This window comes from Streptomyces sp. CB02058 (assembly GCF_001905505.1).
In the GTDB taxonomy this organism is placed as follows: domain Bacteria; phylum Actinomycetota; class Actinomycetes; order Streptomycetales; family Streptomycetaceae; genus Streptomyces.
The window spans coordinates 129,071-149,222 of sequence record NZ_LIPG01000003.1; the positions used below are offsets into that span (position 1 = coordinate 129,071).

Annotated in this window: 20 protein-coding genes; 16 read left to right on the forward strand and 4 right to left on the reverse strand. The window is 70.6% G+C overall.

Annotated features, from left to right (window positions below):
* The first annotated feature begins 65 nt into the window (after window positions 1-65).
* Window positions 66-866: an inositol monophosphatase family protein gene (locus AMK10_RS14280; RefSeq protein WP_073748155.1), complete on the forward strand. Its 801-nt coding sequence runs from the start codon at window positions 66-68 to the stop codon at window positions 864-866.
* Between the two features lie 131 nt (window positions 867-997).
* On the opposite strand, the gene AMK10_RS37685 is transcribed toward AMK10_RS14280, so the two are convergent.
* The gene (locus AMK10_RS37685; RefSeq protein WP_167359495.1) at window positions 998-1,171 is read right to left on the reverse strand and encodes a hypothetical protein; all 174 of its coding nucleotides are present in this window, start codon (window positions 1,169-1,171) and stop codon (window positions 998-1,000) included.
* 361 nt (window positions 1,172-1,532) lie between these two features.
* Here AMK10_RS37685 and AMK10_RS14290 point away from each other — a divergent pair, with 361 nt between their 5' ends.
* The 4 genes from AMK10_RS14290 to AMK10_RS14305 all read left to right on the forward strand — a co-directional run bounded on the left by AMK10_RS14290 (window position 1,533) and on the right by AMK10_RS14305 (window position 5,099).
* Window positions 1,533-2,186, forward strand: a complete 654-nt coding sequence (locus AMK10_RS14290) for a response regulator transcription factor (protein WP_014153613.1) — start codon at window positions 1,533-1,535, stop codon at window positions 2,184-2,186.
* A 7-nt stretch (window positions 2,187-2,193) separates the two neighbouring features.
* Entirely contained in the window at window positions 2,194-3,435 is a 1,242-nt protein-coding gene (locus AMK10_RS14295; protein WP_073748157.1) for a sensor histidine kinase, read from the forward strand.
* 404 nt (window positions 3,436-3,839) lie between these two features.
* Window positions 3,840-4,136, forward strand: coding sequence for a DUF4193 domain-containing protein (locus AMK10_RS14300; protein WP_003965732.1), 297 nt, complete (start codon window positions 3,840-3,842; stop codon window positions 4,134-4,136).
* 12 nt (window positions 4,137-4,148) lie between these two features.
* Window positions 4,149-5,099 carry a hypothetical protein gene (locus AMK10_RS14305; protein ID WP_073748158.1) on the forward strand — a complete coding sequence of 317 codons (951 nt, stop codon included), beginning with the start codon at window positions 4,149-4,151 and terminating at the stop codon, window positions 5,097-5,099.
* A gap of 4 nt (window positions 5,100-5,103) precedes the next feature.
* Here AMK10_RS14305 and AMK10_RS14310 read toward each other — a convergent pair whose 3' ends face one another.
* Entirely contained in the window at window positions 5,104-5,559 is a 456-nt protein-coding gene (locus AMK10_RS14310) for a DUF3093 domain-containing protein (protein ID WP_073748159.1), read from the reverse strand.
* Window positions 5,560-5,617: 58 nt separating this feature from the next.
* Between AMK10_RS14310 and AMK10_RS14315 the strand changes: the two genes are divergently transcribed.
* The 8 genes from AMK10_RS14315 (at window position 5,618) to AMK10_RS14350 (ending at window position 13,164) form a co-directional block, all read left to right on the forward strand.
* Window positions 5,618-6,202, forward strand: coding sequence for a PaaI family thioesterase (locus tag AMK10_RS14315; protein ID WP_073748160.1), 585 nt, complete (start codon window positions 5,618-5,620; stop codon window positions 6,200-6,202).
* Window positions 6,202-6,729, forward strand: a complete 528-nt coding sequence (gene dut, locus AMK10_RS14320; RefSeq protein WP_073748161.1) for a dUTP diphosphatase — start codon at window positions 6,202-6,204, stop codon at window positions 6,727-6,729. The genes AMK10_RS14315 and dut overlap by 1 nt, the downstream gene beginning before the upstream one ends.
* A gap of 1 nt (window position 6,730) precedes the next feature.
* On the forward strand, window positions 6,731-7,501 hold the full coding sequence (locus AMK10_RS14325) for a DUF3710 domain-containing protein (RefSeq protein WP_073748162.1): 771 nt from the start codon (window positions 6,731-6,733) through the stop codon (window positions 7,499-7,501).
* Window positions 7,502-7,657: 156 nt separating this feature from the next.
* On the forward strand, window positions 7,658-8,392 hold the full coding sequence (locus tag AMK10_RS14330) for an ABC transporter ATP-binding protein (protein WP_073748163.1): 735 nt from the start codon (window positions 7,658-7,660) through the stop codon (window positions 8,390-8,392).
* Window positions 8,393-8,560: 168 nt separating this feature from the next.
* A complete protein-coding gene (locus AMK10_RS14335) occupies window positions 8,561-11,104 on the forward strand; it encodes a sensor histidine kinase (RefSeq protein ID WP_073748164.1) in 2,544 nt (847 codons plus the stop codon).
* Between the two features lie 64 nt (window positions 11,105-11,168).
* Window positions 11,169-11,876, forward strand: a complete 708-nt coding sequence (locus AMK10_RS14340; RefSeq protein WP_073748165.1) for a response regulator — start codon at window positions 11,169-11,171, stop codon at window positions 11,874-11,876.
* A 70-nt stretch (window positions 11,877-11,946) separates the two neighbouring features.
* The gene (locus AMK10_RS14345; RefSeq protein WP_073748166.1) at window positions 11,947-12,363 is read left to right on the forward strand and encodes an OB-fold nucleic acid binding domain-containing protein; all 417 of its coding nucleotides are present in this window, start codon (window positions 11,947-11,949) and stop codon (window positions 12,361-12,363) included.
* Window positions 12,364-12,366: 3 nt separating this feature from the next.
* On the forward strand, window positions 12,367-13,164 hold the full coding sequence (locus tag AMK10_RS14350; RefSeq protein ID WP_073748167.1) for a DUF3159 domain-containing protein: 798 nt from the start codon (window positions 12,367-12,369) through the stop codon (window positions 13,162-13,164).
* Window positions 13,165-13,228: 64 nt separating this feature from the next.
* On the opposite strand, the gene AMK10_RS14355 is transcribed toward AMK10_RS14350, so the two are convergent.
* Together AMK10_RS14355 and AMK10_RS14360 are read right to left on the reverse strand one after the other, a co-directional pair.
* Window positions 13,229-13,906 carry a potassium channel family protein gene (locus AMK10_RS14355; protein WP_073748168.1) on the reverse strand — a complete coding sequence of 226 codons (678 nt, stop codon included), beginning with the start codon at window positions 13,904-13,906 and terminating at the stop codon, window positions 13,229-13,231.
* Window positions 13,906-14,574: a potassium channel family protein gene (locus tag AMK10_RS14360; protein WP_073748169.1), complete on the reverse strand. Its 669-nt coding sequence runs from the start codon at window positions 14,572-14,574 to the stop codon at window positions 13,906-13,908. Before AMK10_RS14360 ends, AMK10_RS14355 begins: the two co-directional genes overlap by 1 nt.
* 369 nt (window positions 14,575-14,943) lie before the next feature.
* Between AMK10_RS14360 and AMK10_RS14365 the strand changes: the two genes are divergently transcribed.
* The 3 genes from AMK10_RS14365 (at window position 14,944) to AMK10_RS14375 (ending at window position 20,118) form a co-directional block, all read left to right on the forward strand.
* A complete protein-coding gene (locus tag AMK10_RS14365) occupies window positions 14,944-16,995 on the forward strand; it encodes an APC family permease (RefSeq protein WP_073748170.1) in 2,052 nt (683 codons plus the stop codon).
* 106 nt (window positions 16,996-17,101) lie between these two features.
* Window positions 17,102-18,460, forward strand: a complete 1,359-nt coding sequence (locus AMK10_RS14370) for a class I SAM-dependent RNA methyltransferase (protein ID WP_073748171.1) — start codon at window positions 17,102-17,104, stop codon at window positions 18,458-18,460.
* Window positions 18,461-18,900: 440 nt separating this feature from the next.
* Entirely contained in the window at window positions 18,901-20,118 is a 1,218-nt protein-coding gene (locus tag AMK10_RS14375) for a phospholipase D-like domain-containing protein (protein WP_073748172.1), read from the forward strand.
* The last annotated feature ends 34 nt before the right edge of the window (window positions 20,119-20,152 follow it).

Below are 20,152 nucleotides of genomic sequence, written 5' to 3' on the forward strand. Positions count from 1 at the left end.
GCACCCTCGCCGTCCGCGGGAGCCGACAGCCCGTCCGGTGCCCGCGACACCACCCCTGGAGCGTTGTGACCGACCCCCTCCTGTCCGAACTGCTCGACCTCGCCCTGGAAGCCGGCCGCCGGGCCGGTGCCCTGCTGCGGGACGGCCGTCCCGCCGACCTGGGAGTGGCCGCCACGAAGTCCAGCCCCATCGACGTCGTCACCGAGATGGACATCCGGGCGGAGAAGCTGATCACCGGCTATCTCTCCGAGCACCGCCCCGCCGACGGCTTCCTCGGTGAGGAGGGTGCCAGCGCCGAAGGCAGCAGCGGCATCCGCTGGGTCATCGACCCGCTCGACGGCACCGTGAACTACCTCTACGGGCTGCCCACCTGGTCCGTCTCCATCGCCGCCGAGCGCGACGGCGAGCGGGTCGTGGGGGTGGTCGAGGCCCCGATGCGCCGCGAGACGTTCCACGCGGTGCTGGGGCGCGGCGCCTACGGCAACGGCGAAGCGCTGCGCTGCCGCCCCACGGCGCCCCTCGACCAGGCCCTGGTGGCGACCGGCTTCAACTACGTCACCGAGGTCCGCACCCATCAGGCGGCCGTGGCCCAGCAGCTGATCCCGCGGCTGCGCGACATCCGGCGCGGCGGGTCCGCCGCCATCGAGCTCTGCGACGTCGCGGCGGGCCGGCTCGACGGCTACTACGAGCGCGGGCTGCACCCGTGGGACGTGGCGGCGGGCGACCTCATCGCCCGGGAGGCCGGAGCGCTCACCGGCGGCCGGCCGGGCCTCCCCGCGGACGGGGACCTGACCGTCGCCGCGACCCCCGGTGTCTTCGAGCCGCTGCAGGCGATCCTCGACGAGCTGGGCGCCTGGCACGACTGAGGCGCCGCCCCTGACGCTCCCGGCACGACCGGCATGTGCCGTCACGACCTCTGACGGCACCGTGAGGAGCGCCAGGACACGAGGAGGCCCCGGAGAGGCAGTACGCCTCTCCGGGGCCTCCTCGTGGCGGCTCAGACGCTTGTGGCGCTGATTTCTACGCCGTGCTCGGCGGCGAGGCGGTGCAGGTCGTCAAGCTCTCCCTGCTCGACATCCGCGAGGAAGTCGTCGCCCGTCTCGCGAGCCCTCGTGAGGTCGGACTCGGTGGTCTTGATTCGTTGCAGCAGACCTGCGGTGAAAGCGTCCATGAAGCGCCCCCTCATCGTGGGTCGGTGGCACGGGGGTGTGCCCGGTGGTCCTCCGGCACGGGGACCGGAGTGCGGGTGATCACGCAGTCCCTCTGGAAGCAGGACGGGCTGTGGTACGCCACATGCATGGCGTGATCGCGGGTGTGCAGTCGTCCTCCCCGGGGTCCGCCCGCGAGAAACCTCAACTGGCCCGGGAATCCGATCAATTCCCCGGGCCCACGGCTCCGGCGGCGTCGTCTTACCGCCGGTTTATGCGCGTTACGGGCAGGATGGACGCGCACAGTCGGTGCCGCTGACGTGCAGCGAGCGGCCGGAACAAGGGCCGCTCGCCGTATTTCTGGATCTAGGGAAGGACTGCGCCGTGCGCGTACTCGTCGTCGAGGACGAGCAGCTGCTCGCCGATGCGGTGGCCACCGGACTGCGCCGGGAGGCCATGGCCGTCGACGTTGTCTACGACGGAGCCGCGGCCCTCGAACGTGTCGGGGTCAACGACTACGACGTCGTCGTGCTGGACCGGGACCTCCCCCTGGTGCACGGTGACGACGTCTGCCGCAAGATCGTCGAGCTCGGGATGCCCACCAGGGTGCTCATGCTCACCGCGTCCGGCGACGTCAGCGACCGGGTCGAGGGCCTGGAGCTCGGCGCGGACGACTACCTGCCCAAGCCCTTCGCCTTCAGCGAGCTGACCGCGCGGGTGCGCGCCCTGGGGCGCCGCACCACCGTCGCGCTGCCGCCGGTGCTGGAGCGGGCGGGCATCAAGCTGGACCCCAACCGCCGCGAGGTCTTCCGGGACGAGCAGGAGATCCAGCTCGCCCCGAAGGAGTTCGCGGTCCTGGAGGTCCTCATGCGCAGCGAGGGCGCGGTCGTCTCGGCCGAGCAGCTGCTGGAGAAGGCGTGGGACGAGAACACCGACCCGTTCACCAACGTCGTACGGGTGACCGTGATGACCCTGCGGCGCAAGCTCGGCGAGCCTCCCGTCATCGTCACCGTCCCCGGCTCCGGCTACCGGATCTGAGGGCGTGATGGCAGCCTCTCCGGGACCGGTCGCCGCGCCTCCGAAGCCGACCTGGGAGCCCAAGCAGCAGGAGGTCCCCTATCCGTGGCTCCGGCCGACCATCCGGATACGGCTCACGCTCCTGTACGGCGGGATGTTCCTCATCGCGGGCATCCTGCTGCTCTCGATCATCTACATGCTGGCCGCCCAGGCCCTGCACGACGCCGGTGGTCTGGAGTTCCGGGTCTCCGGGACGAACGTCCAGATCTCCAGCGACACCTGCCCGCAGCTCGGCTCCGCGCAGAACAACGGCCAGCTCAACGAGGCGATCAAGGACTGCACCGCCGCCCAGCGCCAGCACGCGCTGGACAGCCTGCTGAACAGGGCGCTGCTCGCCCTCGTGGGCCTCAGCATCATCGCCTTCGCCTTCGGCTACGCCATGGCGGGACGCGTCCTGTCCCCGCTGGGCCGGATCACCCGCACCGCCCGCAGGGTGGCGGGGACCGACCTGTCCCGCCGGATCGAGCTGGACGGCCCCGACGACGAGCTCAAGGAGCTCGCCGACACCTTCGACGAGATGCTGGACCGCCTGGAGCGCGCCTTCACGGCCCAGCAGCGGTTCGTGGGGAACGCCTCGCACGAACTGCGTACGCCGCTCGCCATCAACCGCACGCTGCTGGAGGTGCATCTCTCCGACCCTGAGGCCCCCACCGAGCTCCAGCAGCTCGGCAAGACGCTCCTGGCCACCAACGAGCGCAGCGAGCAGCTCGTGGAGGGGCTGCTGCTGCTCGCCCGCAGCGACAACCAGATCGTCGAGCGCAAGCCCGTCGACCTGGCCGAGGTCGCCGGCCGCGCCATCGACCAGACGCGGGCGGAGGCGGCGGACAAGGGCGTGGAGGTCCGGGGCGAACGCCGTCCCGTGGTCGTCCAGGGCAACGGGGTCCTCCTGGAGCGCATCGCGCTGAACCTCGTGCAGAACGCCGTTCGCTACAACGTGGCGGAGGGAGGCTGGGTGGAGGTCACCACCGAGGCCCAGCACGGGCAGGCGCTCCTGGTGGTCTCGAACACCGGGCCGGTGGTCCCCGCCTACGAGATCGACAACCTCTTCGAGCCGTTCAGACGGCTGCGTACGGAGCGCACGGGCAGCGACAAGGGCGTCGGCCTCGGCCTGTCGATCGCGCGGTCCGTCGCGCGGGCGCACGGAGGCCGTATCATCGCGGAGCCCCGCGAGGGCGGTGGTCTCGTGATGCGCGTCACTCTGCCGGTCTGAGAGGCTTCACGGTGTGAAGCCGCATTGGATCGCTCTGTTCGCTTTCGGCGGAATTTCCGAACCCTGTTCCCATTCTGTCCCTGTGTGATCGATCACAGGCGCGATTTCTCGTCCCTCTACTCTCCGTGATCACATCTGAGCCCGAAAGCCTGGAATCGTCCGGGTTTCCGGGGGTCGGTATCACGGGAAGTACACGGGGTGGCGCCCGTGAAGTGCAGCAATAGGACCGTGTACGGTCCCCATCGCCACCCAAGCTGATCGCTCCCGAGAGATCCGGTTGGGTGTCGATTGAGTAACAGACCTTGATGTGAGGCAAAATCTCCGCCTCAGGTCGGGCACAAGTCCGGCCTCTCACGCGTTACGTGCGCTGAGACACCGCAGACACCCATGAGGGGGAGAGCGACATGGCAACGGATTACGACACCCCACGCAAGACCGACGACGACGTGGACCAGGACAGCCTCGAAGAGCTCAAGGCTCGTCGGAGCGACAAGACGGCATCCGCCGTCGATGTGGACGAGTTCGACGCGGCAGAGGGACTGGAGCTGCCCGGCGCAGACCTGTCCAACGAAGAGCTGGCCGTGCGGGTCCTGCCCAAGCAGGCCGACGAGTTCACCTGCATGAGCTGCTTCCTCGTGCACCACAGGAGTCAGCTGGCGCGCGAGAAGAACGGCCAGCCCATCTGCCGCGACTGCGACTGAGGCCGGCCGGCCGTGGCAGGCGACACACCGTTCCGGAAGCGGCGCTTGCGGCGTACGAAGTCGTCGGAGGCGCATCAGGGCGGCACAGGCCCGGCGAAGGGCGAAAGCCCCGCTGCCGAGCGCACGACCGCCCTGCCGCCCTCTCCCGGCACAACTGACGACGAGCGGGGCCTTCCGGCCTCGCTCGAAGCAGTACGGGCGGCGGGCTCGCCCCGCGAGCCCGGGCAGGAAGGGCCCTCGAAGGGGTCCGGCCGCCTGCACACACTGAAGCGGGGCGTGACCAGGAGCCGGGAAGGCGCCTCGGCCGCGATCGGCATGGTGGCCGACCGGATCATCGACATGGCTCCCCGTGTCCCCGTGAGGGACCTCGCCACCCTGCGCAGACAGTTCCCGGGGCTCGGCCCCGAAGAGCTCGCCGACAAGCTCGTCGCGGGTGCCTGCAAGGCCACCGCGGCCGTCGGCGCGGGCATCGGGGCCGCGGCGATGATGCCCGTACCGCCCGCGATGCTCGCGGAGCTGGCAGCCGAGATCACCGGCGTGGCGGCCGTCGAGATGAAGCTCGTCGCCGAGCTCCACGAGGTCTACGGCCGACGCCCCCCGGGCAACATCGGGCAGCGCGGCACCGCGTATCTGACGTCCTGGACGGAGGAGCGCGGGATCGACGTCTCCCGCCCCACCACACTGAACGCGGCCCTGGGCGGGCAGATGAAGCGCGAGCTGCGCCAGCAGATCATGAAGCGCACCGTGCGCGACCTGCCGAACCTGATCCCGTTCATGATCGGTGCCGCCGTCGGCGCGATGATGAACCGCCGCGACACCAAGAAGCTCGCGGACCGGGTCAGGAACGACCTGCGGCGCGATCAGGTCTCCTGGGACCGGCTCGCCGGGCTCCCCCCGCTGGAACAGCCGACGCGGCCCGCCGAGGAGCTGCCCAAGGGCCTGGAAGGCCCCTCGGGCGGCTGACCCCTCAGGCGGCGACCGGCGTGAGTGCGGCGGCCAGCGCCTCGGGCTGCCGCGTCGACAGATAGACGTACGGCGTCGGGTCGGCCGGGTCCGTGACCTTCACCCGCACCGCGGTCGGGATGTAGCTGCGCAGCAGCATGTGGGCGCGCGGATCGGCCTTGTACGAGCGCCAGGCGCGCGCCTCCTCCTGGTCCAGCACCTCGGCGTCGCCGAGTGCCTCCAGCGGGATCCGGGCATCGCCCGCGACGAGGGCGCCCGCCACGACCCGGATGCGCGCGGAGCCGTACGAGCTCACCCCGGCACACGCCGCGGCCGTACCGGCGACCAGCCCGCCGAGCATGGGCAGGACGCCGAGCGGCAGGAGCATCAGCGCGCACGCGACGCCGATCCCGAAGCCGATGAGCCACCACGTACGAGGCGCGGTGAGACGTTCGTCGAAGGGAGGTGCGGAAGGCTGCATGACAGCAAGCTTGGCACGGCGCACCCCCGGGCGGGCCGCGCGGGTAAGGTCTGCGGCTGTGAGTGGAACATCTGCACGTCTGACACCCCCGGCCGACGCGGTGAAGCCCGTCCGGCATCCCGACGCCCCGGCGCCCGGCGAGATCCTCGGCTCCCACTACGAACACTGTTTCGGCTGTGGTGACGGACAGCCGCACGGACTGCATCTGAGCGCGAAGGCCGGCGAGGGCGTGAGCGTCACCGCCGAGTTCACCGTGAAGCCCGCACACCAGGGTGCCCCGGGACTGGCGCACGGAGGGGTCCTGGCCACGGCCATGGACGAGACGCTCGGCGCCCTGAGCTGGCTGCTGCGGGTCATCGCGGTGACCGGACGGCTGGAGACCGACTACGTCCTGCCGGTGCCGGTGGACACCGTCCTCTTCCTGGACGCGGAGGTCACCGCCGTCCACGGCCGGAAGATCTACTGCCGCGCCACGGGACGGACGGGCGGCCCCGAGGGCCCCGTCGCGGTCCGTGCGGAAGCCCTCTTCATCGAGGTCAAGGTGGACCACTTCATCGACAACGGACGGCCCGAGGAGATCCAGGCGGCCATGTCCGACCCGGACCAGGTCAGGCGTGCCCGTGCCTTCGAGGTGAACCCCTGATGCGCGCTCCCGTCGACGTACTGATCCGCCGGGTCGACCCGGACGTGCCGATTCCCGCGTACGGGCATCCCGGCGACGCCGGTGCCGATCTGGTGACCACCGAGGCCGCCGAGCTCGCCCCCGGCGAGCGGGCGGTGCTCCCCACCGGGGTGTCGATCGCGCTGCCCGACGGCTACGCCGCCTTCGTGCACCCCCGCTCGGGCCTCGCCGCCCGCTGCGGAGTGGCTCTCGTGAACGCCCCAGGGACGGTTGATGCCGGGTACCGTGGGGAGATCAAGGTCATCGTGGTCAATCTCGATCCGCGCGAGACCGTGAGGTTCGAACGGTTCGACCGGATTGCCCAACTGGTCGTCCAGCAGGTCGAGAAGGTGCGCTTCCACGAGGTGACGGAGCTTCCCGGCTCGGCGCGGGCCGAAGGGGGCTTCGGATCCACGGGCGGTCATGCCGCGGTGGACGGCGTCACGGGCGGTAACACCCAGGGTGGGAACAGCTACGCTTCGGTCGTATCCGACCGGGAAGGACGTTGACGTGTTCGGACGTCGCAAGAACAGTGGTTCCGCCGAGGACACGGCGGACGAAGCGCGCGAGGCCGAGCAGGTCGCCGACGAGCTCGACGGCGCCGCGGCCGGCAACGGATCGCGCCGCACGAACCTGCCGCCGGCACCCCGCCCGGACGGGCCGTGGGACATCTCCGAGGTGTCCCAGCCCGGCGAGGGCCGGGTGGACCTCGGCGGCATCTTCGTGCCCGGGGTCGAGGGCATGGAGCTCCGCGTGGAGGTCGCGGGCGACGCGATCGTCGCGGCCACCGTCGTGCTGCGCGACAGCGCGGTCCAGCTCCAGGCCTTCGCCGCTCCCAAGCGGGAGGGCATCTGGGGCGAGGTGCGCGAGGAGATCGCGTCCGGCATCACCCAGCAGGGCGGGATCATCGACGAGGTCGAGGGCCCGCTGGGCTGGGAGCTGCGCGCCCAGGTCCCCGTTCAGCTCCCGGACGGGAAGAACGGCGTACAGCTGGTGCGCTTCGTCGGTGTCGACGGGCCGCGCTGGTTCCTGCGCGGAGTGATCTCCGGCCAGGGCGCCGTGCAGCCCGAGGCCGCGGGGCTGCTGGAGACGATCTTCCGGGACACCGTCGTCGTCCGCGGCGACGGCCCGATGGCTCCCCGCGACCCGATCGTCCTCAAGCTCCCCAACGACGCCCAGATGGTGCCGGAGGGTGTGCAGCAGGAGGACCAGGAGACCTCGAAGTTCTCCGGTGGCATGGGCCAGCTCCAGCGCGGACCCGAGATCACCGAGGTGCGCTGACCGCACCGCGGAACGTCAGGGCCGGTGGGCCGTGTCCCGGGGAATGGGCACGGCCCACCGGCCTTTCCATTGCCTCACCGGGTGCCTCACGCACATACTGGCCGCTGCCGGGTGAGCGGTACGCACGACGGCGTACGCACGGGGGGAGCGGGAACGATGACACGGAGCACCGGCGCGCGGAGCGGCACCGTCCTGACCGGGAGCCCGGCCGACGGGCCCATGGTGCGGGTCGAGGACCTGCACCGCTCGTACGGCAGCGGCGCAGCCGCCGTGCACGCGCTGCGGGGCGTCTCCTTCGAGATCCCGCGCGGCGAGCTGGTCGCGCTCAAGGGCCGCTCGGGGTCCGGCAAGACGACGCTGCTCAACCTCGTCGGCGGCCTGGACACGCCGGACGGCGGCCGGATCACCGTCGGCGGCACCGACCTCTCCGGGCTCGGCGAGGACGGGCTGCTGGAGCTGCGCAGGGACCGCATCGGCTTCATCTTCCAGTCCTTCGGCCTGATCCCGATCCTCACGGCCGCGGAGAACGTCGGCGTACCGATGCGGCTGCTCAAGGCCGACCCGCGCGAGCGCGAGGAGCGGGTGGCGCTGCTGCTCTCGCTGGTGGGCCTCGGCGACCACGCCCGGCAGCGTCCCGGCGAGCTCTCGGGCGGCCAGCAGCAGCGCGTCGCCATCGCCCGCGCGCTCGCCAACCGGCCCGCGCTCCTGATCGCCGACGAGCCCACCGGGCAGCTCGACGCGGAGACCGGACTCGCGGTGATGCAGCTCCTGCGGGCCGTCGTGCGCAGCGAGGGCGTCACCCTCCTCGTCGCCACCCACGACCCCCAGCTGCTCGGATTCGCCGACCGGGTCCTGGAGCTCAGCGACGGGCACATCGTCGAGCACGCGTAGCCGGCCCCGCCGGGAACGCAGGGCGCGGGGGACACCCCCGCCGCATCAGAATCCTGTCAAGACGGAGCCCGCGTCCGGCCCTGACCCCATATGCCGGAAATTCTCGGGGTAGCTTCGAGACCGGCTCCCGCATCGGCGGCAGCCGGTTTCAGAGAAGACAATGGGGCCATGGCGCGCGGCAAGCTTCGGATCTACCTGGGTGCGGCACCCGGCGTCGGCAAGACGTACGCGATGCTCTCCGAGGCCCATCGGCGTGTGGAACGCGGCACGGACTGCGTCGTCGCCTTCGTGGAGCACCACGACCGGCCCCGCACCGAGGTGCTGCTCCACGGCCTGGAGCAGATCCGGCGCCGCGACATCGAACACCGCTCGGCCGTCTTCGCGGAGATGGACGTCGACGCCGTACTGGAGCGTGCGCCCGCCGTCGCCCTCGTGGACGAACTCGCCCACACCAACGTGCCCGGCTCCCGCAACGCCAAGCGCTGGCAGGACGTCGAAGAGCTTCTCAAGGCCGGCATCGACGTGGTGTCCACCGTCAACATCCAGCACCTGGAGTCCCTCGGCGACGTCGTCGAGTCGATAACCGGCGTGCGCCAGCAGGAGACCATCCCCGACGAGGTCGCCCGGCGGGCCGACCAGATCGAGCTCGTCGACATGTCGCCCGAGGCGCTGCGGCGCCGCATGGCCCACGGGAACATCTACCAGTCCGACAAGGTCGACGCGGCCCTCTCCAACTACTTCCGCCCAGGCAACCTCACCGCCCTGCGCGAGCTGGCCCTCCTCTGGGTCGCCGACCGGGTCGACGAGTACCTCCAGCAGTACCGGGGCGAGCACGACATCAGCGCCCCCTGGCAGGCCCGCGAGCGCATCGTCGTCGGCCTCACCGGCGGCCCCGAGGGCCGCACCCTGATCCGTCGCGCCTCCCGGATGGCCGCCAAGGGCTCCGGCAGCGAGATCCTCGCGGTGTACATCGCCCGCAGCGACGGACTGACCTCCGCGTCGCCCAAGGAGCTCGCCGGCCAGCGCACCCTCGTCGAGGACCTCGGCGGAACCTTCCACCACGTCATCGGCGACGACATACCCACCGCGCTCCTGGCGTTCGCACGGGGCGTCAACGCCACCCAGATCGTCCTCGGGTCCAGCCGCCGCAAGACCTGGCAGTACATCTACGGCCCCGGTGTGGGCGCCACCGTCGCCCGCGAGTCCGGTCCCGACCTGGACGTCCACATCGTCACGCACGAAGAGGTCGCCAAGGGCCGCGGGCTGCCCATCGCCCGCGGCGCCCGGCTCAGCCGCGCCCGGATCCTGTCCGGCTGGGTGGCGGGCGTCGGAGGGCCCGCCCTCCTCACCCTCCTCCTCCAGGGCATGGAGAACGGCCCGGGGCTCGCCAACGACGTCCTGCTCTTCCTCTTCATGACGGTCGCCGCCGCGCTGCTCGGCGGGCTGACCCCGGCCCTCGCCTCCGCCGCCGTCGGCTCCCTGCTCCTGAACTACTGGTTCACCCCGCCCACCCACACCCTGACCGTGCAGGACCCGGAGAACTTCGTCGCCATCGTGATCTTCTTCGCGGTGGCGGTGGCGGTCGCCTCCGTCGTCGACCTGGCGGCCAGACGCACCCACCAGGCGGCCCGGCTGCGCGCCGAGTCGGAGATCCTCTCCGCCCTGGCCGGGAGCGTCCTGCGGGGCGAGACGGCCCTGGACGCCCTGCTGGACCGGGTGCGCGAGACCTTCGGCATGGAGTCCGTCGCCCTCCTGGAGCGGAAGAACGACGTCGAGCCCTGGACCTGTGCCGGGTCCGTCGGGCCCGCCCCGGTGGCCCGCCCCGACGACGCGGACGTGGACATGCCCGTCGGCGACCACATGGCGCTGGCGCTCTCCGGCCGTGTGCTGCCCGCCGAGGACCGCCGCGTCCTCGGCGCCTTCGCCGCCCAGGCCGCCGTCGTGCTCGACCGCCAGCGCCTGGTGGGCGAGGCGGAGGCGGCCAGGCGGCTGGCCGAGGGCAACCGGATCAGGACCGCGCTGCTCGCCGCCGTCAGCCACGACCTGCGCACCCCGCTGGCCGCCATCAAGGCCGCCGTCACCTCCCTGCGCTCCGACGACGTCTCCTGGTCCGACGCCGACGAGGCGGAGCTCCTCGCGGCCATCGAGGACGGCGCCGACCGCCTGGACCACCTGGTCGGCAACCTCCTCGACATGTCGCGTCTGCAGACCGGCACGGTCACCCCGCTGATCCGCGAGATCGACCTCGACGAGGTCGTCCCGATGGCCCTCGGCGGCGTACCGGAGGGCAGTGTCGACCTGGACATCCCCGAGACGCTGCCCATGGTCGCCGTCGACCCGGGGCTGCTGGAGCGGGCCGTCGCCAACATCGTCGAGAACGCCGTCAAGTACAGCCCTCACCGGGAACGCGTCACCGTCGCCGCCAGCGCCCTGGGCGCGCGGGTGGAGCTGCGGGTGGCCGACCGGGGCCGCGGGGTCCCTGACGAGGCCAAGGAACGCATATTCGAGCCCTTCCAGCGGTACGGTGACGCTCCGCGCGGTGCCGGGGTCGGCCTGGGGCTCGCCGTCGCCCGGGGCTTCGTGGAGTCCATGGGCGGCACGCTGGGCGCCGAGGACACCCCCGGCGGCGGGCTCACCATGGTCCTCACGCTCACCGCGGCTCCGGGGCAGGTGCAGGCCGGCTCCCTGTCCCCGTCGCGGGTGACGTCATGACGCCGAGCGCCCGTCCGGGGCGCACCCCCACCCCGTACACGTATTCCGGAAAGGCAGGTCCGCGATGACCAGGGTGCTCGTGGTCGACGACGAGCCGCAGATCGTGCGCGCCCTCGTGATCAACCTCAAGGCACGCAGGTACGAGGTGGACGCGGCGCCCGACGGGGCGACCGCCCTCCAGCTCGCCGCGGCCCGCCACCCCGACGTGGTCGTCCTCGACCTCGGGCTGCCCGACATGGACGGCGTCGAGGTGATCAGAGGGCTGCGCGGCTGGACCCGGGTGCCGATCCTCGTGCTCTCCGCCCGGCACACCTCCGACGAGAAGGTCGAGGCACTGGACGCGGGGGCCGACGACTACGTCACCAAGCCGTTCGGCATGGACGAACTGCTGGCACGGCTGCGCGCCGCCGTGCGCAGGGCCGAACCGGTCGGCTCCGACGGCGCCGACGACCAGGTGATCGTCGAGACCGAGGGCTTCACCGTCGACCTGGCCGCGAAGAAGGTCCAGCGCGAAGGCCGCGACGTACGCCTGACACCCACCGAGTGGCACCTGCTGGAGGTGCTGGTCCGCAACGCGGGCCGGCTCGTCAGCCAGAAGCAGCTGCTCCAGGAGGTCTGGGGACCCTCCTACGGCACGGAGACCAACTACCTGCGGGTCTACATGGCCCAGCTGCGCCGGAAGCTCGAGGCGGATCCCTCGCACCCCAGACACTTCGTGACCGAGCCGGGGATGGGGTACCGCTTCGAGCGCGGCCAGGCGGTTTCCGAGTGAGCGCATTCACTCCTTCGAGTGACACCCCCGTGACCCCGCCCCTCCCACAGGGGACCGGTACCCTTCGGGTATGAGCGCTGTTCCCCGATTCGAGAAGCCCGGCAGGACGGAGAAGCCGTCCGGCCGCTTCCGACGCATGCTCGACCGGCTCTCCAGCTCCCAGGAGGACCTGGAGTCCGAGGAGCTGCAGGAGGACGCGCACGCCTCGGGCTGCACGCGCATCTCCGAGTGCTCGGACCGACAGATCGTCAAGGTGACTGGTACCTTGCGGACCGTCACCCTGCGTCCGCGGGCCGGAGTGCCCGCCCTCGAGGCGGAGCTCTTCGACGGCACCGCGCCGCTCGACGTGGTCTGGCTCGGCCGGCGGTCCATCGTCGGCATCGAGCCGGGCCGCAAGCTCATAGCGTCGGGCCGCATCGCCATCAGCCATGGGCGCCGGGTGCTGTTCAACCCCAAATACGAACTCCGACCGCTCGGCAAGGAGTAGCCGGTGACGTCTCTCGACAAGCCGACGTCCGACACGGACCAGCCCCACCGCACCGACCAGCAGGACGCCGACGCGAAGGCGGTCACGGAAGCCGCGCTCTTCGAGGCGTTCGGTGGTGTGCGCGGCATGGTGGAGACAGTCCTGCCCGGGCTGCTCTTCGTCACGATCTTCACCATCAACAAGGACCTGACGGCCTCGGCGGTCGCCGCGTTGGGTGTCTCCCTGCTCCTCGTGGTCGTGCGGCTGCTCCGCAAGGACACCGTCAAGCACGCGTTCAGCGGGGTCTTCGGCGTCGCCTTCGGTGTGCTCTTCGCGAAGATGACGGGCAACGCCAAGGACTTCTACCTGCCGGGCATGATCTACACGCTCGGACTGGCCCTGGCGTATCTCGTCACCACCCTCGCGGGAGTGCCGCTGATCGGCCTGATCCTCGGCCCGGTCTTCAAGGAGAACCTCTCCTGGCGCACCAGGAACCCGGGCCGCAAGAAGGCGTACGCGAAGGCCAGCTACGCCTGGGGCCTGATCCTGCTCGCCAAGTGCGCGATCCTGTTCCCGCTGTACTGGTGGGCCGACACCACCCAGCTCGGCTGGGTCCTGGTCGCGCTCAAGATCCCGCCGTTCCTGCTCGCGGTGTATCTGACCTGGGTCTTCCTCGCCAAGGCGCCGCCGCCCATCGACGTGTTCGCCGAGATGGAGGCGGAGGAGCAGGCCGAGAAGGCCCGCAAGGCCGAACAGAGCGCCCGGGAAGCGGAGGACCGCAGGGCCGCACAGGCCGCGGAGGCCCGCACCTACGAGCTCTGAGGTACGCGTACGAGAGGGGCCCCGGACCGTGCCACGGTCCGGGGCCCCTCTCGCATGATCCCGCTCAGTCCTCGGCCGGTTCCCGGCGGACCGACAGCAGGTCCTCCAGCTGCTCCTCGCGCGCCTGGGCGGCCACGAACAGCAGTTCGTCACCCGCCTCCAGGGTCTCCTCGGGGCTCGGCGTCAGCACCCGCGTACCTCGGATGATCGTGACGAGCGAGGTGTCCTCGGGCCAGGCGACGTCGCTCACCCGGATACCGGCCATCGCCGACTCCGGGGGCAGCGTCAGCTCGACCAGGTTGGCGTCGCCGTGGCTGAACCGCAGCAGCCGGACGAGATCGCCGACGCTCACGGCCTCCTCGACCAGGGCGGACATCAGACGCGGCGTGGAGACCGCGACGTCGACGCCCCAGGACTCGTTGAACAGCCACTCGTTCTTCGGGTTGTTCACCCGCGCCACGACCCTCGGCACGCCGTACTCGGTCTTCGCGAGCAACGAGACGACCAGGTTGACCTTGTCGTCGCCCGTCGAGGCGATCACGACGTTGCACCGCTGGAGCGCGGCCTCGTCGAGGGACGTGATCTCACAGGCGTCCGCGAGGAGCCACTCGGCCATCGGGACCCGCTCCACCGAGATGGCGGTCGGTGCCTTGTCGATCAGCAGCACCTCGTGCCCGTTCTCCAGGAGCTCGGCCGCGATGGAACGGCCCACCGCGCCGGCCCCGGCAATCGCCACGCGCATCAGTGACCGCCCTCCTCGGGACCTTCGGCAAAGGCCTCCTCGACCTTCGCGATCTCGTCCGTACGCATCATCACGTGGACCAGGTCGCCCTCCTGCAGAACCGTCTGCGACGTGGGCAGTATGGCCTCACCCAGGCGGGTGAGGAAGGCGACCCGTACGCCCGTCTCCTCCTGCAGTGTGCTGATCTTGTGGCCGATCCAGGACGGCGTCGTGTGCACCTCGGCGAGCTGCACACCACCGCTCGGGTCGCGCCACAGCGGCTCGGCGCCCGACGGCAGCAGCCGCCGCAGCATCTGGTCCGCCGTCCAGCGGACCGTGGCCACCGTGGGGATGCCCAGACGCTGGTAGACCTCGGCACGCCGGGGGTCGTAGATGCGCGCCGCGACGTTCTCGATACCGAACATCTCGCGCGCCACCCGGGCGGCGATGATGTTGGAGTTGTCGCCGCTGCTGACGGCGGCGAAGGCTCCGGCCTCCTCGATACCCGCCTCGCGCAGGGTGTCCTGGTCGAAGCCGACCCCGCTGACCCGCCGGCCGCCGAACCCCGCACCGAGGCGGCGGAACGCCGTGGGGTCCTGGTCGATCACGGCGACCGTGTGCCCCTGCTGCTCCAGGGTCTGCGCGAGAGCGGCTCCGACGCGCCCGCAGCCCATGATGACGATGTGCACCTTGCGCCTACCTCGCCGTCCTGGTCATCCGGATGACCTGCGAAAACACCCTGCTCACACTTCTCTCTCAGCTTGCGGGGCAAACAATGGGGCAACCACCTTCGGCGTTGCCCGGGGATGAGCTTATGCGGCGGCATCCGCACCGCCTCATCCGAGTGTGCGTATCGAACGGCCCCATGAGCAAAAGGGGGACCGGTCCGAGGAGGCGCGAGACGGTGATCCCGGGGGTGTCCACCCACCCGGACCGCAAGGATTTCGTTAAGGATTCCATGGACTTTTGCGGTGAGGGCGGGTAATTATGAAGGTTTTCCGGGCGCGGAGGGGGTGGTGCCTCGGCGGCGTGTCCCACGAGCGCTTACGATCCTCCCCGTGTCCAAACTGACCGACGTGCCCAAACGGATCCTGATCGGCCGGGCGCTGCGCAGCGACAAGCTGGGGGAAACGCTCCTCCCCAAGCGCATCGCGCTCCCCGTCTTCGCGTCCGACCCGCTGTCCTCCGTTGCGTACGCCCCGGGAGAAGTGCTCCTGGTGCTCTCCATCGCGGGTGTGTCGGCGTACCACTTCAGCCCGTGGATCGCGGTCGCCGTCGTGGTCCTGATGTTCACGGTCGTCGCCTCGTACCGGCAGAACGTGCGCGCCTACCCGAGCGGCGGCGGCGACTACGAGGTCGCCAACACCAACCTCGGGCCCAAGGCCGGCCTGACCGTCGCCAGCGCCCTCCTCGTCGACTACGTCCTCACCGTCGCCGTGTCGATCTCCTCCGGCGTGGAGAACCTCGGCTCCGCCATCCCCTTCGTCGTCGAGCACAAGACGTTCTGCGCCATCGGCGCCATCGTGCTGCTCACCCTGATGAACCTCCGGGGCGTGAAGGAGTCCGGCAAGCTCTTCGCGATCCCGACGTACCTCTTCGTGGCCGGCGTCTTCGCGATGATCATCTGGGGCGCCTTCCGGGGTCTCGCCCTCGGCGACACCATGCACGCACCCACCTCGGACTACGAGATCAAGCCCGAGCACGAGGGGCTCGCCGGCTTCGCCCTCGTCTTCCTGCTGCTGCGCGCCTTCTCCTCCGGCTGCGCGGCGCTCACCGGCGTCGAGGCGATCAGTAACGGCGTACCCGCCTTCCGCAAGCCGAAGAGCAAGAACGCGGCGACCACCCTCGCGGCGATGGGCCTGCTGGCCGTCACCATGTTCTGCGGCATCATCGGCCTCGCCATGGCCACCGACGTCAAGATGGCCGAGAACCCGGCGAAGGACCTGATCCACAACGGTGCGGCCGTCGGCGAGAGCTTCGTCCAGGACCCGGTCATCTCCCAGGTCGCCGCCGCTGTGTTCGGCGAGGGCACCTTCCTCTTCGTCTTCCTGGCGGCGGCCACCGCACTCGTGCTCTTCCTCGCCGCCAACACCGCGTACAACGGCTTCCCGCTCCTCGGCTCGATCCTCGCCCAGGACCGCTACCTGCCCCGCCAGCTGCACACCCGCGGCGACCGGCTGGCCTTCTCCAACGGCATCGTGCTGCTCGCCGGTGCCGCGATCCTGCTCGTATGGATCTACGGGGCCGACTCGACCCGGCTCATCCAGCTGTACATCGTCGGCGTCTTCGTCTCCTTCACGCTGAGCCAGACCGGCATGGTGCGGCACTGGAACCGCCATCTGCGTACCGAGAAGGACCCGGCGGCACGGCGCCACATGATCCGCTCCCGCGCGATCAACACCTTCGGCGCGTTCTTCACCGGCCTCGTGCTGGTCGTGGTCCTGGCCACCAAGTTCACCCACGGCGCCTGGGTCGCGCTGCTCGGCATGGTGATCTTCTTCGGCACGATGACCGCGATCCGCAAGCACTACGACCGGGTCGCCGAGGAGATCGCCGCGGCCGACACCCCGTCCGACGACACGGTCAGGCCCTCCCGGGTCCACTCGATCGTCCTGGTCTCCCGCATCCACCGGCCCACGCTGCGCGCCCTCGCGTACGCGAAGCTGGTGCGCTCGGACCAGCTGGAGGCGCTGTCCATCAGCGTCGACCCGGACGAGACCAAGGCGCTCCGGGAGGACTGGGAGCGGCGCGGTATCGACATCCCGCTCAAGATCCTCGACTCGCCGTACCGCGAGGTGACCCGGCCGGTCATCGAGTACGTGAAGAGCCTGCGCAAGGACCGGCCCCGCGATGTGATCAGCGTCTACATCCCGGAGTACGTGGTGGGCCACTGGTACGAACACCTGCTGCACAACCAGAGCGCGCTGCGGCTCAAGGGCCGGCTCCTGTTCACCCCGGGCGTGATGGTGACCTCGGTGCCCTACCAGCTGGAGTCCTCCGAGGCCGCCAAGGTGCGGGCCAGGCGCCGCGCGGACTGGAACGCGCCGGGTTCCGTGCGCCGCGGGCCGGTCGAGCGGCGGCACCACAAGGAGTCCGGCACCAGGAGCTGACGCGCTCCCACCGCTCGTGGTAAGCGGTCGGCCGGCACCCACGTAGACTCGTAGGTTGTTGTCCGGCCGCTTTCCCGTTTCCCTTGATCTCTGGAGCCACCCCCTCATGCAGAACGAATCCACCTCGTCGCAGACCGGGGAGCAGCAGGGCGGGGAGTCGCTCGTCGGCCGGGAGTACGAGGTCGAGGTCGGCCCCGTCGCCCACGGCGGCCACTGCATCGCCCGCACGTCCGAGGGCCAGGTCCTCTTCGTGCGCCACACCCTCCCCGGCGAGAAGGTCGTCGCCCGGGTCACCGAGGGCGAGAGCGGCTCGCGCTTCCTGCGCGCGGACGCGGTCACGGTGATCGACGCGTCCAAGGACCGTGTCGAGGCACCCTGCCCCTACGCGGGCCCCGGCAAGTGCGGCGGCTGCGACTGGCAGCACGCCAAGCCCGGCGCGCAGCGCCGCCTCAAGGGCGAGGTGATCGCCGAGCAGCTCCAGCGCCTCGCGGGCCTCACGCCCGAGGAGGCCGGCTGGGACGGCACGGTCATGCCCGCCGAGGGCGACAAGCTCCCGCCGGGCCAGGTCCCGGCATGGCGCACGCGCGTCCAGTACGCCATCGACGCGGACGGCCGGGTCGGGCTGCGCAAGCACCGCTCGCACGATGTCGAGGTCATCGACGAGTGCCTGATCGCCGCCCCGGGCGTCTCCGAGCTCGGCATCGAGAAGCAGGACTGGCCGCAGATGGCCACGGTGGAGGCCATCTCCGCCACCGGCTCCCACGACCGCCAGGTCATCCTGACCCCGCGCGAGGGCGGCCGGCTCCCGCTGGTCGAGCTGGACAAGCCGGTCTCCGTGATGCGCGTCGACGAGAAGGACGGCGGCGTCCACCGCGTCCACGGCCGCGCCTTCGTGCGCGAGCGCGCCGACGACCGTACGTACCGCGTCGGGTCGGGCGGCTTCTGGCAGGTCCACCCGCAGGCGGCGGACACCCTGGTCCGCGCGGTCATGCAGGGGCTGCTGCCCCGCAAGAACGACACGGCGCTCGACCTCTACTGCGGCGTCGGCCTGTTCGCCGGTGCCATCGGCCAGCGGATCGGCGAGAAGGGCGCGGTGCTGGGCATCGAGTCCGGCAAGCGCGCGGTCGAGGACGCCCGGCACAACCTCAAGGACCTGGACCGGGTCCGCATCGAACACGGCAAGGTCGACCAGGTCCTGCCGCGCACGGGCATCACCGAGTGCGACCTGATCGCCCTGGACCCGCCCCGCGCGGGCGCGGGCAAGGCCACGGTCAAGCAGCTGGTCGCCCTGGGCGCCCGCCGCATCGCGTACGTGGCCTGCGACCCGGCGGCGCTGGCGCGGGACATCGCGTACTTCAAGGACGGCGGATACCGGGTGCGGACGCTGCGGGCGTTCGATCTGTTCCCGATGACGCATCACGTGGAGTGCGTGGCGATTCTTGAGCCTGCTGAGAAGGGTGCCTGACCTGCTGTTTCGCCGAACAGCAGTGACCGGGCCCGGCTAGCTCGCTCGCCATGGCGTTGGTCGGAACGCTGACGGCGCCGCTGGTGTCGATGGTGACCTGAGCCGCCCCGTCCCGTGTGCAGGGCCCGGCCGTTACGGCCGGGCCCTGCACGTGCGCGGTACTTTCCCTCTGCCGTCGCGCTGGTCGGCGCCGAGTTCACCGACGATGCGGTCATCGGCACCCTGTCGCGCAGTCCGATCGTGTGGGGGAACTGTGGTGTGGGGCCCGTCCAGGGGTCGGCCGTCCGATCGGTGACCCGTGGTCCGGACCGGTGGCGGGCCGCGGAATTCTCGGGGACGCAGGGGGTAGGCGGTGGCTGCCCATACGTTGCATCCCGCCCGGCAACCTGTTCTTGCCGGGCGAACGCCGACGCGACTCGACACACATACTGAGGTGAAGCATGTCCGAGACGACCGAACGCACCGTGCTGGACGGTCAGGATGGTCAGACCGGTGAATCCTGCGAGGAGCGTTCCCTGCGGCTGAGACGCAGGCTGGAGCGGCTGATCGGTATCGCGGCCACTGAGGGGAATTCTCTCGTGCCGCTGCGCAACGGCGACGAGATTTTCAGCGCGATGCTGGATGCGATCCGGGGCGCTGAGCACACCGTGGACATGATGACGTTCGTCTACTGGCGTGGTGACATCGCGCACACGTTTGCCGAGGCCCTCGCCGAGCGCGCCCGTGCCGGAGTGCGGGTCCGGCTCATGCTGGACGGCTTCGGCAGCCGGCTCATCGAGAAGGACCAGTTGGATCTGATGGACGAGGCCGGGGTGGACGTGGCCTGGTTCCGCAAGCCGCTCTACCTCTCGCCGCTGAAGCAGAACCACCGCTGCCACCGCAAGGTCCTCGTCGTCGACGAGTCCACCGCGTTCACCGGCGGCGTCGGGATAGCCGAGGAGTGGTGCGGCGACGCCCGCAACGAGAACGAGTGGCGCGACACCCATGTCGAGCTCACCGGGCCCGCGGTCGACGGCCTTGCCGCGGCCTTCGCCCAGAACTGGGCCGAGTGCCACGACGAACTCTTCGACGAACGCGACCGGTTCGTTGCCGGCGAGCACCACGGCGACGCCGTCGTCCAGGTGGTGCGCGGCTCGGCCTCATTCGGCTGGCAGGACATGCAGACCCTGATCCGCGTCGTCCTCGAATCCGCCGAGGAGCGCGTCCGCCTCACCACCGCCTACTTCGCCCCCGACGCCTACTTCACCGGGCTGCTCTGCGCCGCCGCCCGCCGCGGGGTGGAGGTGGAGATACTGCTGCCCGGCCCGCACACCGACAAGCGGGTCTGCCAGCTGGCGGGGCAGCGCTACTACGAGGACCTGACTGCCTGCGGCGTGAAGATCTACCACTACCAGCCGACGATGATGCATGCCAAGATCATCACAGTCGACAGGATCGCCTCGCTGGTGGGCTCCACGAACTTCAACCGGCGCTCGCTCGACCATGACGAGGAAGTCATGCTCGCGGTCCTGGACCAGGACTTCACAGCGACTCTCGACGGCCACTTCGAACAGGACCGGGAGGAGAGCGTGCTGATCAGGCACGGCCGATGGAAGCGCCGCGATCTCATGCAAAGGGCACGGGAAGCGGCCGTCATGCCGATCCGCCGCTTTCTGTGAGCACTTGCCTCGAAACGTGGGGCAGGGGGTCCGT